The organism is Rhodococcus sp. ARP2 (assembly GCF_001029585.1).
GTDB lineage: Bacteria > Actinomycetota > Actinomycetes > Mycobacteriales > Mycobacteriaceae > Rhodococcus_F > Rhodococcus_F erythropolis.
This window is the reverse complement of record NZ_LEKE01000061.1, coordinates 121,871-136,250: the sequence shown is the minus strand read 5'-3', so window position 1 is coordinate 136,250 and position 14,380 is coordinate 121,871. Positions and strand designations below refer to the sequence as shown.

Here is a 14,380-nt window from a genome sequence, read left to right as displayed (position 1 = left end):
GAGCAACCGTCGCCGTCAGATCAACAGCCGCACCCGTGATTGCCGTAGCGGGAACCGAGAGCGACGTCGTCGTCTCGACATCGATGGGAGCCGGATCCGAAACGGTCACCGTCTGGGCCGATGCCGACGAACTCACAAAGCCAGCACCGGCAGTGAAGTCCGCCGTAACACTCTGAGCACCAGCAGCATCGAACGAATGCGACAGCGTCGCGGTTCCACCGGAAACTGTCACCGGTGAACCAATGGCCGTGCCGTTCGACTTGAACTGCACAGTGCCCACCGCATTGTTCGGAGCCACCGTCGCAGTCAGATCAACAGCCGCGCCCGTGATCGCCGTCGCCGGAACCGAGAGCGACGTCGTCGTCTCCACATCCACCGGAGCCGGATCGGACACCGTCACCGTCTGAGCCGACGCCGACGAGCTCACAAACCCTGCACCAGCGGTGAAGTCAGCGGTAATGCTCTGAGCACCAGCAGCATCGAACGAATGCGACAGCGTCGCAGTCCCACCGGAAACTGTCACCGGTGAACCAATGGCCGTGCCGTTCGACTTGAACTGCACCGTACCGACAGCATTGTTCGGAGCAACCGTCGCAGTCAGATCAACCGCCGCACCCGTAGTTGCCGTCGCGGGAACCGAGAGCGACGTCGTGGTCTCGACATCGACCGGAGCCGGATCCGAAACGGTCACCGTCTGAGCAGATGCCGACGAACTCACAAACCCTGCACCGGCAGTGAAGTCCGCCGTAATGCTCTGAGCGCCAGCAGCATCGAACGCATGGCTCAACGTCGCAACACCCGACGTGACTGTCACCGGAGTGCCTATCGCCGTGCCGTTCGACTTGAACTGCACCGTACCGACAGCGTTGTTCGGAGCCACGGTCGCCGTCAGATCAACAGCCGCACCCGTGATCGCCGTAGCGGGAACCGACAGCGACGTCGTCGTTTCCACATCGATGGGAGCCGGATCGGACACCGTCACCGTCTGGGCCGATGCCGAGGAGCTGACGAAGCCTGCACCGGCGGTAAAGTCAGCCGTAATGCTTTGAGCGCCAGCAGCATCGAACGAATGCGACAGCGTCGCAACACCCGCGGAGACTGCCACCGGTGAACCGATCGCAGTGCCATTCGACTTGAACTGCACCGTGCCCACCGCATTGTTCGGAGCAACCGTCGCAGTCAGTTCAACCGCGCTGCCCGTGATCGCAGCAGCCGGGACTTGAAGCGTTGTAGTCGTACTCAGCGCGGAGCTCGAGATCTCGATGGTCTGAGCTTGCGCGGTCGAACCACCAAAACCTGCAGTGCCTGAGTAGACCGCAGTGATCGAGTGCGATCCCGTCGTAGTGAACGTGTGATCCAGGGTCGCTCCGCCGGCAGTCACCGCGATCGGTCCGCCGATGTCTGTGCCACCGTCCTTGAACTGGACCGTTCCGCCGTCAGTTGCCGGAGAGATGTTTGCGGTCAGCGCGACCGAGGTCTGCTCGACGGCGCTGCTCGGAACTGTCAGCGCCGTGGTCGTCTGTACATCGGCAGCAGCCACGCTCACTGTGCGCGCCGGTGACGTTGAGGTCAGGAACTCGAGAACTCCGTCGTACACAGCGGTGATGGAGTGATCTCCCGCCGCGGTGAATGTATGCGGCAGTGTGGCAACGCCATTGGCGACGGCCACGGGGGCGCCGATGTCAGTCCCGCCATCCTTGAACTGAACGGTGCCGCCTGTCGGCGCCGGGGAGACCTGCGCAATCAAATCCGTCGATTGACCGATCGTTGCCGACGCGCCGGACGTCACTGCGGTCGTGGTCGCCGCCTGCGAGACGACGTTGACGGTGGCCAATGCCTGACCACCCGCATTCAACCCACCACCACTCGAATCGCGCGGAGAGCAGTTGTACCGCTCCCAGTACCCCGGCCAAAGGGTCTCGTACTGCAAGAACGTGAATGCATTCTTCGGCGAATTGAACGCACCCGAATCACCATCTGTGGCACGCAACTTCGGCTGCACCGTACTACCCGCGGCACCGGCAACCACCGTCACGTCGATCGCGGGCAACCGGAAGGTCTTCCCCGCCCCTACCTCGATTCCACCGTCACTGTTCTTGCTCGTGCTCGGGCCGTTACCGCCCTTGTTGTTTGAGTCAGCAGTCTGATTGTTCCCCGAAATACGCAGATGCGTACCCGCGCCATCCGGCGAACCGCCGTCGTTGATCCGAATCACCGACGGAGTCACACCGGACAAATTCGACGAAGTACCTGCCACGACCTGAGCATCCACCAACGACACCCCTGCAGGTATATCGAAGTCGTACTTGAGCCGCGTCCACTTACCGACACTGCGGCCTGCGTGCCCACCCGTCGGCACCGACATCACATTCGGTTGAACCCGATAGGTGAACGTCGACCCCGCCACCACTTTCTCCGGCGCAGACACCGTCGCACCCGTCGAATGAAACACATCCGCGATATCAACAGCCAGATGTTCATAACCATCGCAACCCAGCTTGAACCCGATCGTGTTCTCCACCGCGGGAGATGACGTCGGAGCAGCCGAAGCAACACCACCTGCCACCAGCACGCCACCGACCAACGCTGCCACCACAACCGCGGAACTTCTTCTCACCAACACGAACTCTCCTCAGCTAGCAACAGACGTGGATCGGGAACCGCACGGAAGGAGGTCACTCGAACAGAGCGGAAATCAGAATGGAGCTGGACGCTCGTACAGTACCCGTCGAAAGTAGTACTTGTATCAGTTATTTCAGACAAATATTCACGAATTGCCGATAGTTCTGCTAACGACCAATCATCGATTCGCGAAGAGCGATGCCCCTTGCACCCGTCGGACGCAAGGGGCATCACATCATCGGAGAATCAGGACCCGAACGGCAGCGACAACGATCCGAGCGAACCGAAGTCACCGCCCCCGTTACCGACGTCCACAACCGATGCAGTCGACGTGGAACCCGTGACGCCCTGGGCTCCGCTGTAGACCGCGGTGATCGAATGGTTGCCGGTCGTGGTGAAGGTGTGGCTCAACACAGCCTGCCCACCGACAACATCGACGGCCGTTCCGATCGGAGTCGTTCCATCGAAGAACTGGACGGTTCCCGACGTCGCGCCGGAAGAACTGACCACAGCCTTCAGCTGCACCGACGTGCCGACCTTTGCCGAAGACGGAGCCGTCAACGACGTAGAGCTTTCGACATCCGACGGGGTCGGAACCGTGACATTGACGTCGACGGATTCCGCGGTGGACGACGTGAACACGCCGGAGCCACTGAATACAGCCGAGACTACAAAGTTGCCTTCTGCTCCGAACACGTGCGGCAGCTTGGCAACTCCGTCAACAACCGCAACCGGGGCACCCTGATCGACTCCACCGATCTTGAACTGAACCGTTCCGCCGGACGGCACCAGGGCGTCCGAGGGATCTTCGGACACTGTCGCGAAGAGATCAACAGGCAGTCCGACCTTGGCTTCACCCTGAACGCTCAGAACCGTCTTCGTCGCCTTGTCGACCGGAGCCGGATCGGACACCGTCACCGTCTGAGCGGACGCCGAGGAACTGACAAACCCTGCACCAGCGGTGAAGTCCGCCGTAACACTCTGCGCGCCAGCAGCATCGAACGCGTGCGACAGCGTCGCGGTTCCACTGGAAACTGTCACCGGTGAACCGATCGCAGTGCCATTCGACTTGAACTGCACCGTACCCACAGCATTGTTCGGAGCCACCATTGCGGTCAGATCAACAGCCGTACCCGTAATTGCCGTCGCCGGAACCGAGAGCGACGTCGTGGTCTCGACATTGACCGGAGCCGGATCAGAGACCGTCACCGTCTGAGCCGACGCCGACGAGCTGACGAACCCTGCACCGGCGGTGAAGTCAGCCGTAACACTTTGCGCACCAGCAGCATCGAAGGAATGCGACAGCGTCGCAACACCCGCAGAGACTGTCACCGGCGAACCAATGGCCGTGCCGTTCGACTTGAACTGCACCGTACCCACAGCATTGTTCGGAGCAACCGTCGCGGTCAGATCAACAGCCGTACCCGTGATCGCCGTCGCCGGAACCGAGAGCGACGTCGTGGTCTCGACATCGACCGGAGCCGGATCAGAGACCGTCACCGTCTGAGCGGAAGCCGAGGAGCTAACGAACCCTGCACCGGCGGTGAAGTCAGCCGTAACGCTCTGAGCGCCAGCAGCATCGAAGGAATGCGAGAGCGTCGCAGTCCCACCGGACACCGTGACCGGGGAACCGATCGCCGCACCGTTCGACTTGAACTGCACCGTACCCACAGCATTGTTCGGAGCAACGGTTGCCGTCAGATCAACAGCCGTACCCGTGATCGCCGTAGCGGGAACCGAGAGCGACGTCGTGGTCTCCACATCGACCGGAGCCGGATCCGAAACGGTCACCGTCTGAGCGGACGCCGACGAGCTGACGAACCCTGCACCGGCAGTGAAGTCCGCCGTAACACTCTGTGTGCCAGCAGCATCGAACGAATGGCTCAATGTCGCAACACCCGCGGAGACTGCCACCGGAGTGCCGATCGCTGCACCGTTCGACTTGAACTGCACCGTACCCACAGCATTGTTCGGAGCAACCGTCGCGGTCAGATCAACAGCCGTACCCGTGATCGCCGTCGCCGGAACCGAGAGCGACGTCGTGGTCTCCACATCGACCGGAGCCGGATCCGAAACGGTCACCGTCTGAGCCGACGCCGACGAGCTGACAAACCCTGCACCGGCAGTGAAGTCAGCCGTAACACTTTGCGCACCAGCAGCATCGAAGGAATGCGACAGCGTCGCAACACCCGCAGAGACTGTCACCGGCGAACCAATGGCCGTGCCGTTCGACTTGAACTGCACCGTACCCACAGCATTGTTCGGAGCAACCGTCGCGGTCAGATCAACAGCCGTACCCGTGATCGCCGTCGCCGGAACCGAGAGCGACGTCGTGGTCTCGACATCCACCGGAGCCGGATCAGAGACCGTCACCGTCTGAGCCGACGCCGACGAACTGACGAAGCCAGCACCAGCGGTGAAGTCAGCCGTAACACTTTGTGCACCAGTAGCATCGAACGCGTGCGACAGAGTCGCAACACCGCCAGTCACCGTGACAGGTGAACCGATCGCCGTGCCATTCGACTTGAACTGCACCGTACCGACCGCGCTGTTCGGAGCAACCGTCGCAGTCAGATCAACCGCCGTACCCGTGATCGCCGTAGCGGGAACCGACAACGACGTCGTCGTCTCCACATCCACCGGAGCCGAAGCAATGCTGATTGTCGCGAGTGGACCTGCACCAGCGTTGAGAGCGCTACCCTTCGCATCTCGAGGCGTGCATCTGGTTGGGGCCCATTGCGTGCCGAGGAGACTCGCTTTTGCAAGCTGTGTATTGAAATTTTTGTCGTTGCCGTATGTAGCAGCGTCACCGGCAGTTCTGACCTTCGGCTGAATCACACCGGATGCGCCGGCGATCATCGTAATATCGATTGCAGGCATCCTGAACCAACTGTCACCGTTGGTGTTGGTGCTCCCGTCGAGGTTCTTTTTCGTCTTGGGTGCGCGGATCCCACCCTCACTGTTCGTGCTGGTACTGGGACTGTTTCCGATCACCTCGTTGTTACCCGAGATTCGGAGATATGGACCCGCCGCGTCAGGGCTTCCAGCCTCGTTGATGCGGATGACACTGGGGGCGACGTTCTCCAAGTTGAACGAGGTTCCGGGCACGATCGCCGCACTGATGAAGGTGGCATTTGCCGGGACATCGAAATCGTTCTTCAAGCGCGACAAATTGGTTGTTGTGGCGCCCGAATCCGAGTTCGGAAAGGACTGGCCATTGGATTGCATTCGGATGGTGAAGGTTTCACCCGGAGCAACTGATGCGGGGGCATCCACGGTGACAAAACTCGTAGTCACTTTGTCGACAGTGATGAGTGCTTTCGCCTGGCATGAGGTGGAGAAGTTGAATTGGCTTTGAACTGCTGAGGCTGGGGACCCGATCAGCAGCATTCCGGCGACCATGGCGGTTCCGGTTATGGGCACGGCGAATCGCCGCAACTGAGAGATTTGGGGCATGGGCACTTCCTTCGGAAGGGCAAACATAAGCAGTGGATTCGGACAAAACGTGTGCGCGCCGTCACAACATAACGAAAAAACTAGTACGCGTACTACTTTTGGCAAGACACTTGTCCAATTCACCCCGGACTCACCCTCACATCACCTGACGGGGGATGTAAAAGCAGGGTATGGAAGCCCGATTGAACGCAAAACTAACGCCAAAGCGGTCTATCGACAACGCTTTTGGTGGTCAACTCGTCAATCGGCGGGAAAAATTTGATATTCCGCCAGTTCAGAAAAAGTTCCAAACCTACCAGTACGAAAGTACGAATCAGGGCCGCGACGGAGTCCGTCGCGGCCCTGATTGTGTTTGTTCAGTGTGTCAGCGAAGCACATCCGTGCCGACGAACGGCACCAATGCCTCGGGCACTCGCACCGAGCCGTCGGCCTGCTGATGGTTCTCGAGAATCGACACGATCCAGCGCGTCGTGGCCAGGGTGCCGTTGAGAGTGGCAGCCGTCTGCGGCTTGCCGTTCTCGTCGCGGTACCGAACTCCGAGGCGGCGGGCCTGGAAAGTCGTGCAGTTGGACGTCGATGTCAGCTCGCGGTAGGTGCCCTGCGTCGGAACCCATGCCTCGCAGTCGAATTTACGCGCAGCCGAAGAACCGAGATCTCCGCCGGCGACGTCGATCACGCGGTAAGGAACGTCGATGGCGGCCAACATGTCTCGCTCCCAGCCGAGGAGACGCTGGTGTTCGGCGTCGGCATCCTCGGGACGGCAGTACGTGAACATCTCTACCTTGTCGAACTGATGGACACGGATGATGCCGCGGGTGTCCTTCCCGTAGCTGCCGGCCTCACGGCGGAAGCACGAGGACCAACCGGCGTAACGCTTCGGGCCTTCGTTCAGTTCGAGGATCTCGCCCGAGTGGTAGCCGGCCATGGGTACCTCGGAAGTTCCGACAAGGTACAGGTCGTCATCCTGCAAGTGGTAGATCTCGTCCGAGTGAGCACCGAGGAAGCCGGTACCCGCCATGATTTCCGGGCGTACGAGCACCGGCGGAATCATCATCGTGAATCCGTTGGCGATCGCCTTCTGCGCCGCCAACTGCAGCAGTCCGAGCTGGAGCATGGCTCCGTAGCCGGTCATGAAGTAGAAGCGCGAACCCGAAACCTTGGCGCCGCGTTCCATGTCGATCAGGCCGAGCGACTCACCCAGCTCGAGGTGATCCTTCGGCTCGAAGTCGAACTTCGGAATCTCACCGACGTGTTCGAGCACGATGTAATCGTCCTCGCCGCCGGCCGGCGCACCTTCTTGTACGACGTTGGAAATCGCGCGGTGTGCGGCGTCGAGCGCGGCCTGCGCCTCGTGTTGCGCGGCCTCGGCTTCCTTGACCTTGGCCGCCAGTTCCTTGGAACCCTCGAGCAGCGCGGGACGCTCCTCCGGAGATGCCTGTCCGACCTTCTTGCCGAAGGCCTTCTGCTCTGCGCGGAGGTTGTCTCCGGTCAGAACGGCAGCGCGTCGGGACGCGTCGGCTTCGAGCAGAGCGTCGACCAGTCCTGGATCTTCTCCACGGGTGCGCTGCGACTCGCGGACGATTTCGGGGTTCTCACGGAGAAACTTGAGGTCAATCACGACTTCGAACTTTACCCACTCACCGCAGCTCGCCGACGGTCACGTCCACGTCGGAGAGGGGGAGATCACGATTCGAGCAGACTCAGGTAGTCCTCGCGTCCGAACATCCGAGCCGCGTCGACGGCAGTCGGGTGTCCACCTTTCGGGTCGGCTCCCCCGCTCACCAGCGCTTTCACCACCGCATCCTCGCCCTTGAAGACGGCTCCGGCGAGGGGTGTCTGGTTCTTGTCGTTGGGCCGGTTGACGTCGGCGCCGCGCTCGATCAAGGCAACGACGGCGTCAGCGTGACCGTGATACGCCGCCAACATGACGAGCGTGTCGCCACTCTCGTTGGTCAGATTGACGGGAACTCCAGCATCGACATACGACGCCAGCCCGGCCGCGTCGCCGGTTCGTGCCATGTCGAAGAGCCGGCCCGCCAGCTCGACAGCCTCGGGATCGAGTGGGGTGTTTTCGCTCATGACTACAAAATACTCACAGACGCGTTTGTGAGTTTTGTAGTGAAGGTTCGATATCGCCACGGCAACAGGCATGATGGAATCGATGTCCGAAGACAAGATCGAGAAGTCGCCAGATCCGGCAGATCCCCAGGGGACGCCGGCGAAGAAAACTGTCTCAGCGAGTCGCACCCGTCGGGTCCTGGCTGCCGTGGCGGTAGGTGCGGTGGTCGCCGCGATCGCAACGATCGCGATTTCCGGTGGATTGAACAAGGACGACTCGTCCTCGGTCAGTGTCAGTGGTGGCGGTCCAGCAGCGACGGGATCTACTCGCGACGACGCCTTCACCGCGGCTGCGGCCGGCGACTGCCTCAACTGGACGCCTGCGACCGAGTCGGGCGGGGACCGCACGGACATGTCAAAGGTTCAGTGCGGAACTGAACACCGCTTCGAGGTTGCCGGACCACTCGACCTCTCGGTGTTCCCCGGCGCCGAGTTCGGCCCCGGTTCCCGGTACCCGGGCGCCCTTCGATTCGCCGAACTCCGCGACGAGCACTGCACACCCATCGTCATGTCCTACCTCGATTCGAAGTTCGATCCCAAGGGCAAGTTCAGCGTCGGCCTGATGTTCCCGAGCGAATCGGGTTGGGCTTCGGGCGAGCGCGCACTGCGTTGCGGCTTGCAGTTCTCGACCACGACCGGCGAACTACAACCGTTCGTGGGCCGCGTGGCGGACCAGGACCAGTCGAACGTGTGGGACGTCGGCACGTGCATCGGCATCAACCAGAACCTCCCGACCGATCCGGTCGATTGCGCGAAACCGCATGCATACGAGGTTATTTCGGTGATCGACCTCGGCACTCAATTCCCGGGCGCAATGCCGTCGGTCGAAGATCAGGACCGTTACCTCGAGGGCGTCTGCACTCAGGCGTCCAACGAGTACCTTGGTTCCGCAGACGCGCTTCGCGACAAGACACTGACGCTGTTCTGGGACAACATTTCACTGGAAAGCTGGTTGGCCGGTAGCCGCCGAGTCAATTGTTCGATCGGCAAAGAGGTCGAAACCGGCGGGTTTGCCGCGATCACCGGAAGCGCCAAGGGCGAAATCCTGATCAACGGCGCCGCTCCGGTCCCGCCACCCGCTGCACCGGAAGGTCGGTCGTTGCCGACGCCGTTGCCCGGCGCAGCTCCGCCGTCGTAAGCCATGACGGTGACTATGACGCCCGACCGGTTCGAGGAACTGGTCGGCGAGGCGCTCGATCTGATTCCGCCCGAACTTGCCAAGGCCATCGACAACGTCGTGGTGCTTGTCGAAGCGCGTGACGAGGAAGAACCGGGGCTGCTCGGTTTGTATCAGGGTGTCGCTCTGACTGAGCGGGATTCTCATTACGGTGGGTACCTGCCGGACACGGTCACTATTTTCCGCGATTCGATACTCGACATCTGTGCATCCGAGGACGAGGTTGTTCACGAGGTTGCCGTGACCGTCATCCACGAGATCGCGCACTACTTCGGTATCGAAGAAGACAGATTGCACGAACTCGGCTGGGGCTGAGGGCAAAGTCGTCCGATTCCGGGGGAACCAAAAGCGGCCGGCATGCATCAAACTATGTGCGGGGGGATTTCTACGGCTGTGTGCACGACCTCCCGACCACTTATCCGCCCTGGTCAGGAAGGAGTTCGGCACTATGCACGTCGACCCTCAAGCCCTAGTTGCCGCCGCAATGGAACTCGAGTCTGCGGCGACGCGATTGCGCGGAATCGTCTCTACTGCGCAGCCGACGCTACGCGTTCTCCCAGCCGGATCCGAGGAAGTGTCCGGTAGCGCGGCAAATTACTTCAACACCATCTCGGGCAGCCTTGCCTCGTCCACCGATCGGGCAATCGAGGAGCTCACCGCGGCTGCGGCAGCTCTGCGCAAGAATGCAGCTGCCTACGAGCTCGAAGACCAGCTCACCAAGTCCAGCCTGGCAGCCGCACCGATCTGATCGACAGAAATCGAACTCGGTAACACAGTCACACTTCCTGGGGGGAAGAACAATGGTCGGCATCACCGGCATCATCTGGTATCCACGGGGCGCAGCACCCAACTCTGCAGCACTGGTCGCCGGGGCCGGGCCGGTCCCTCTCGGTGTGGCGGCCGGGGCCTGGTCCACCGTGTCGTCCGGACTGACCGACACCGCTGCGTCCATCTCTCGCGTGATGGCGGACCTTCGCACCGGGTGGTCAGGAGAAGCCGCGGATGCCGCGTTGAGCAAGTTCGCACCGTTCCAGGAATGGGCTGCCGCGGCCGCGCTGCTCGCGGGAGAAACCGCTGGTAAAGCCCAAGTGCAGTCCGGTTCCTACACCGTCGCCACCCTGGCCATGCCGTCCCTGGCGGAGATCGCGGCAGTTCAAGCGGCCAAGGTCGCCGCGTACTCCATCGGCGGGGCCCTGGTCGGCGGGGCCGCTGCCGCCGAGGCTGCCGAAGAAGCTCTCAAAATTCGAGCGGCGGTGACGATGGAAACGTACGACGCCGCAACGACGCATCTGGCCGTGCAGCAGAACTTCGACTCACCACCGTCCATCGCGGAACCCACAGCTGGGGCATCCGCTTCGGCCGAAAGCCCAGGCAGTGCTGCACGACAGTCCGTCGTGCAAGCGGCATCAACGCTCGCTCACGTAATCGCGGATCCCGTGCGCGCCGCAACCGCTGCTGTCGCATCCGTAGTTTCCAACCCGGTATTTGCCGCCGCTGCCTCACAGGCCGGTGCCATCTCCGGTGGAGCGACGGCCGCCGTCAGTGCCGCGACCACCGCCGTCACGGGCGCCACCACTGCCGCATCAGCTCTCGCGACGGCCGGAACAGGACTCACCGGACTGGGCGGCGCAGGGCTCGGCGCTTCCACACCATCACTGTTCGGCACCCCGTCGGCAAGTCGGGCAACGGCACAGGTCAGCGCAGCTTCCGCGACCACCGGAGCCGGAGCATTCGCGGGCTCGTCGTCGAGCAGCAGCACCGGCCGGCACGCTCTTCCGGATCCCTCCACCGGCCAGAGCGCCGCGCGCCAGAACCCCGTGACCTCGCCGGTTCAGGGCACCGTCGATACCGTCAAAGTGGATCCGGCCCGAACCGCAGGCGGATCTGCGCCGATCGCCGGCGGCCGTCATGCGGCCCAATCTGAAGACGACACCGAGCACGACACACCTGATTATCTGAAGCACTTCGAGCACTTCGCCGACGGCCGAACAGTCATCCCGTCCGTGATCGGTGGCGCACTCGAAACTGCAGAGCGTTGATGGTGGACCTCGGCACCTCACCTGATGGGTGGAATTTGCCTGTCGTCGCCCTCTCACAGGACGAAATCGACTATGTACGTGAGCGACTCGGGCTCGACGCGCTTCCCGTGGTTCTCGGTGGCGCGACGGTTCACGCCAGTGCGAGCGCTCACCATACGGCGATGCAGTCCGCGGCAGATTCGCTCTCCGAGCGCGATCTCCTCCCCGGCGGGGAGATCCATCACGAACTCAGTGCCCGCCTGCGCGTCCTGACCCACCCCAAATGGGAGTTGGCGCTGCGTCGGCATGTCGGTGGAAGGATTTCACGCCTCTGCGTCGCACAGGGCGAATTCCTTTGTGTCGAAGCAACTTCAACCGATTCTTCGTTCACATTGTGCAGCGTCACCGCCGAACCAGCTGCACCCGTTGTCACCGCGCTCGGCAGCGCCGAAGCAATGCCGATTGCCGTGATCAACGCACCGACCGAGATGCTCAGCCTGGCATTCGGCGCCGGCCCGGATGCAGACAGCGTGACCTCGGCCTTGATCAACGCCGGGATACCCGAAGACGACGCGCGCCAACTGGGTAGCGCAATCGTCACATGCACCGCCTTCGCCGAATTGGTTGGAATACCACACAGTTTGGGAGCGACGACGCTCATGACCGGCGCAGTGACTGTGTACGACACCTTGGCCGGCCGGCTCGTGGGTTCGACTACTCGGGCTGCCGACGGCACCGAGTGGACGTCCATCAGTTCCGGAACACCGCATCGCCTGCGACAAGCCGTGAACGCGCTGGTAACCGAACTCGAGGAATCGACGCCGGAGACTTCCGGGTAACCTCGGGGCGTCCCTTCAACGCCCGGAGCCTTACTTCAGCATGCAGTTCTCGCGTCAACCGTCGTCACCGGGCGAACAAGGCTCGGTCGCCACGATCGACCGGCCGAACGAAGAACGGGCAACAACACCGCACCGACAAGACCTGAACGGACTGCGTGGCCTCGCCATCGGTTTGGTGGTCGTATTCCACGTGTGGTTCGGACGGGTATCGGGCGGGGTGGACGTCTTCCTGGTTCTGTCCGGATACTTCTTCGTCGGCTCACTGGTTCGACGCGCCGAAGCCGGGGGTTCACTCAACCCGGTCCCGGCACTGCGGCGGGTGTTTCTGCGGCTGTTCCCCCTGATCGCGGTGGTCAGCATTTTGACCGCACTGGGGACCGCGTTGCTGCTGCCACGCACACGCTGGGCCGATCTGGGCGATCAACTGATCGCGGTGCTCGGGTTCTTCCAGAACTGGCAGCTCGCCAGCACCGCAAGCGACTACCTGGCCGCCGACGGCTCGGTCACTCCCCTGCAGCACCTGTGGTCGATGGCCGTGCAAGGTCAGTTCTATCTCCTGGCCATCGCACTCGTCTCCGTGATCGCTTATGTGGCTTCACGCGTGAATCCCAACTATTTCCGCCCGTCACTCGCGGTCACCCTTCTGGTTCTGACCGCAGGATCTTTTCTCTACGCACTCGCCAAATCTTCGCGTCACCAAGCCTGGGCGTACTACGACTCCGGCGCCAGGTTGTGGGAATTGGCCCTCGGTGGTCTGCTGGCCGTTCTGATGACCAGCACGCGCAGTCGACAGATCGCATCCCTGCCGTTCTCGGTCAGAGCGACGATCGGCTGGGCGGGGCTTTCGTCGATCCTGTTGTGCGGCATAGTGCTCGACGGCGCCCAGCAGTTCCCCGGCCCGTGGGCGCTGGTACCGGTGCTGGCCACTCTTGCGTTGATACTGTCCGGAGTCGGCGACGACACACCTTGGACGTCGAAGACGCTCGCCCATCCGGCACTGACGTGGCTCGGCTCGTTCGCATTCGCGCTGTACCTGATTCACTGGCCGATTCTGGTGTTTGCACTCGTGATCTCCGGACGCCCCGAAGCCGGCCTGCTCGGCGGGGCACTGATCATCGCCCTCTCCGTCGCGGGGGCGCTTGCACTCCGGCGCCTGGTCGAGGTTCCGGTGGAGCGCGGAGGCCGCTCGCGCCGGTACACCGTCCTGGCATGCGTCGTCACCGCTGCCGCGGTCCTCGCCGCTTCGGTCGCCTGGCAGTCGTACGCGAGCAGCCAGACGACGGGCCAGCGGGCGGTCGACACCCTCGACCTCCCGACCCATCCCGGCGCACTCGCGCTCACCGACGGTGCCGAAGTACCCAAGGCGTCGATGGTTCCCTCGATCTTCGATGCGCCACTGGACCTTCCGGCCAGTACGCTCGACGGCTGTATCGCCGATTTTCTCGAGCGGGACGTCGTCCACTGCACCTATGGCGACGCCGATGCAGACAGAACCATCGCGCTCGCGGGTGGTTCGCACTCCGAGCACTGGCTCACTGCGCTCGACGAACTCGGCAAGAGTCACGGGTTCCGCGTCGACACGTATCTGAAGATGGGCTGCCCGCTCACCGTCGACTCCATGCAGACGTTGTCGGACAACGACTATCCGGATTGTGTCGACTGGTCGCGTGGAGTGCTGACCGAGTTGGCCGACGCCTCACCCGATTTCGTGTTCACGACGGCAACCAGGCCGAGTTCCGACGGCCCTGGTGACGTGACGCCCGAATCGTACGTTCACGTATGGGAGGAACTGGGGCGCGACGGTATCGACGTCCTCGCCATTCGCGATACCCCCTGGCTGCACCACGACGGCGTCGCCTACCGCGCGATCGACTGTCTGGCGACAACCACGTCACCCGATCACTGCGCGATGCCACGGTCCGAAATGCTCAGCGACGTCAATCCGGCGCCGTCGGCAATTGCCGATCTGACCAACGTCCGCCTACTCGATCTCAGCGACGGTGTGTGCGGACCGGAGTTGTGCCGCGTCGTAGAGGGAAATGTGTTGGTGTATCACGATTCCCACCACCTGACAGCCAGCTACGTGAGCACACTGTCGGCTGAACTGGGGCGCCAACTGAGCGTCCAGACCGGTTGGTGGTGAAACCGGC

Annotated in this window: 10 protein-coding genes; 6 read left to right on the top strand and 4 right to left on the bottom strand. The window is 62.4% G+C overall.

The genetic code is table 11. The features are described from left to right. The 4 genes from ABX74_RS18180 to ABX74_RS18165 all read right to left on the bottom strand — a co-directional run. Positions 1-2,617: beta strand repeat-containing protein (locus ABX74_RS18180; RefSeq protein ID WP_047889383.1), on the bottom strand; the 2,617-nt coding region annotated here is incomplete at its 3' end. A 251-nt stretch (positions 2,618-2,868) separates the two neighbouring features. Continuing rightward, complete coding sequence (locus ABX74_RS18175) at positions 2,869-6,078, bottom strand: beta strand repeat-containing protein (protein ID WP_047889382.1); 3,210 nt, start codon at positions 6,076-6,078, stop codon at positions 2,869-2,871. Between the two features lie 364 nt (positions 6,079-6,442). Next, the gene (gene serS, locus ABX74_RS18170) at positions 6,443-7,696 is read right to left on the bottom strand and encodes a serine--tRNA ligase (protein ID WP_007736032.1); all 1,254 of its coding nucleotides are present in this window, start codon (positions 7,694-7,696) and stop codon (positions 6,443-6,445) included. A gap of 65 nt (positions 7,697-7,761) precedes the next feature. Next, entirely contained in the window at positions 7,762-8,157 is a 396-nt protein-coding gene (locus tag ABX74_RS18165; protein ID WP_003945404.1) for an ankyrin repeat domain-containing protein, read from the bottom strand. Between the two features lie 70 nt (positions 8,158-8,227). Here ABX74_RS18165 and ABX74_RS18160 point away from each other — a divergent pair, with 70 nt between their 5' ends. From ABX74_RS18160 to ABX74_RS18135, 6 genes are all read left to right on the top strand, one after another. Then, entirely contained in the window at positions 8,228-9,334 is a 1,107-nt protein-coding gene (locus ABX74_RS18160) for a septum formation family protein (protein ID WP_019746391.1), read from the top strand. Between the two features lie 3 nt (positions 9,335-9,337). Then, positions 9,338-9,688 carry a metallopeptidase family protein gene (locus tag ABX74_RS18155; protein ID WP_007736028.1) on the top strand — a complete coding sequence of 117 codons (351 nt, stop codon included), beginning with the start codon at positions 9,338-9,340 and terminating at the stop codon, positions 9,686-9,688. Positions 9,689-9,821: 133 nt separating this feature from the next. Beyond that, positions 9,822-10,121, top strand: a complete 300-nt coding sequence (locus tag ABX74_RS18150; RefSeq protein ID WP_003945399.1) for a PE family protein — start codon at positions 9,822-9,824, stop codon at positions 10,119-10,121. Positions 10,122-10,173: 52 nt separating this feature from the next. After that, positions 10,174-11,412: a PPE domain-containing protein gene (locus tag ABX74_RS18145; protein WP_053062046.1), complete on the top strand. Its 1,239-nt coding sequence runs from the start codon at positions 10,174-10,176 to the stop codon at positions 11,410-11,412. After that, complete coding sequence (locus ABX74_RS18140) at positions 11,412-12,230, top strand: ESX secretion-associated protein EspG (RefSeq protein WP_047889374.1); 819 nt, start codon at positions 11,412-11,414, stop codon at positions 12,228-12,230. The genes ABX74_RS18145 and ABX74_RS18140 overlap by 1 nt, the downstream gene beginning before the upstream one ends. A 40-nt stretch (positions 12,231-12,270) precedes the next feature. Then, positions 12,271-14,373, top strand: a complete 2,103-nt coding sequence (locus ABX74_RS18135; RefSeq protein ID WP_047889373.1) for an acyltransferase family protein — start codon at positions 12,271-12,273, stop codon at positions 14,371-14,373. The last annotated feature ends 7 nt before the right edge of the window (positions 14,374-14,380 follow it).

What these genes read in the sequence shown, in the direction of transcription:
- ABX74_RS18175 (WP_047889382.1), bottom strand. Translation starts at nt 6,078, where the DNA reads ATGCCCCAAATCTCTCAGTTGCGGCGATTCGCCGTGCCCATAACCGGA.
- ABX74_RS18165 (WP_003945404.1), bottom strand. Translation starts at nt 8,157, where the DNA reads ATGAGCGAAAACACCCCACTCGATCCCGAGGCTGTCGAGCTGGCGGGC.
- ABX74_RS18160 (WP_019746391.1), top strand. Translation starts at nt 8,228, where the DNA reads ATGATGGAATCGATGTCCGAAGACAAGATCGAGAAGTCGCCAGATCCG.
- ABX74_RS18155 (WP_007736028.1), top strand. Translation starts at nt 9,338, where the DNA reads ATGACGGTGACTATGACGCCCGACCGGTTCGAGGAACTGGTCGGCGAG.
- ABX74_RS18150 (WP_003945399.1), top strand. Translation starts at nt 9,822, where the DNA reads ATGCACGTCGACCCTCAAGCCCTAGTTGCCGCCGCAATGGAACTCGAG.
- ABX74_RS18145 (WP_053062046.1), top strand. Translation starts at nt 10,174, where the DNA reads ATGGTCGGCATCACCGGCATCATCTGGTATCCACGGGGCGCAGCACCC.
- ABX74_RS18140 (WP_047889374.1), top strand. Translation starts at nt 11,412, where the DNA reads ATGGTGGACCTCGGCACCTCACCTGATGGGTGGAATTTGCCTGTCGTC.
- ABX74_RS18135 (WP_047889373.1), top strand. Translation starts at nt 12,271, where the DNA reads ATGCAGTTCTCGCGTCAACCGTCGTCACCGGGCGAACAAGGCTCGGTC.